Annotated in this window: 1 protein-coding gene; it reads right to left on the bottom strand. The window is 68.5% G+C overall.

Annotation, left to right across the window (positions count from 1 at the left end):
- Positions 1 to 24: 24 nt before the first annotated feature.
- Positions 25 to 903: an IS5 family transposase gene (locus V6U88_RS30145; RefSeq protein WP_442934720.1), complete on the bottom strand. Its 879-nt coding sequence runs from the start codon at positions 901 to 903 to the stop codon at positions 25 to 27.
- Positions 904 to 1049: the final 146 nt, after the last annotated feature.

Genomic DNA, 1049 nt, shown 5'->3' with positions numbered 1-1049 from the left:
CTAGGCCGTGTTTCATAGCTTGGTTCAGAGCCATTCGTTGATCGCGGCGACGTGGAGTGTGGCCTGGTAGCGCACGGCGAGCTTGTCGTACCTGGTGGCCAGGCCGCGGTGGCGTTTGAGCTGGTTGATGCCGCACTCGACGGCGTGACGCTGCTGGTAGATGTGGGCGTCGAAGGTCGGCGGTCGGCCGCCCTTGGACCCCTTCTTGCGCCGGCTTGCGGCCTGATCGATTTTGATCGGGATCGTGGCCGGGATGCCACGTCGGCGTAGGTGCTCACGGTTGGCGCGGGAGCTGTATGCCTTGTCCGCGAGGACCCGGTCGGGTCGAGTGCGGGGTCTACCGCCGTCGGGCCGGGGGACCCGGATGCGGGCCAGGACCCGGGTGAACTGCGGACTGTCGCCGCGCTGCCCGGCGGTCAGCAGCATCGACAGCGGCTTGCGGCCCTGCTCGCAGGCCAGGTGCAGCTTGGTGGTCCAGCCACCTCGTGACCTGCCCAGAGCGTGATCAGCCGGCTCGTCCTCGACCCCGCCGGGTGGTTCCTTCTGCAGCCCGGGTTGGGTGCGGGCGCCGGCGGCGTGCTGATGCGCCCGCGCGAGGGTCGAGTCGACGCTGACGTCCCAGGTGATCAGACCGGCGGCGTCGGCGCGGGACTGCAGCCCGGTGACGATCCGCTGCCACACCCCGGCACGCTGCCAACGGCGGAACAGCCCGTAGACCGTCTGCCACGGTCCGTAACACTCCGGAACGTCCCGCCAGGGCGAGCCCACCCGGACCCGCCACCGGATCCCGTCGATGAGCTGCCGTTTACTCCACTTCAGCGGTCGCCCCGGCTTCTTTCCCCTCGGCAGCAGCGGCTCCAGCGCCGCCCACTGCACGTCAGTCAGGTCGAACCGCCTCGTCACCGGTATGGTGGCCACGAGGTCTCCGTGCTGATGGTCTGTCTTGGTCGATGAACCATCTACCGGAGACCTCACCGCGTATCGATCACCGACACGCCGAGATCCCTGGCCGGGCTGACTGGTCAACCCCAGCTATGAAACACGGCCTA

Source organism: Micromonospora sp. CPCC 205739, from assembly GCF_036906795.1.
In the GTDB taxonomy this organism is placed as follows: Bacteria; Actinomycetota; Actinomycetes; order Mycobacteriales; family Micromonosporaceae; genus Micromonospora.
Note: the sequence above shows the minus strand (reverse complement) of the source record. Positions and strands in the feature narration are given on the sequence as shown.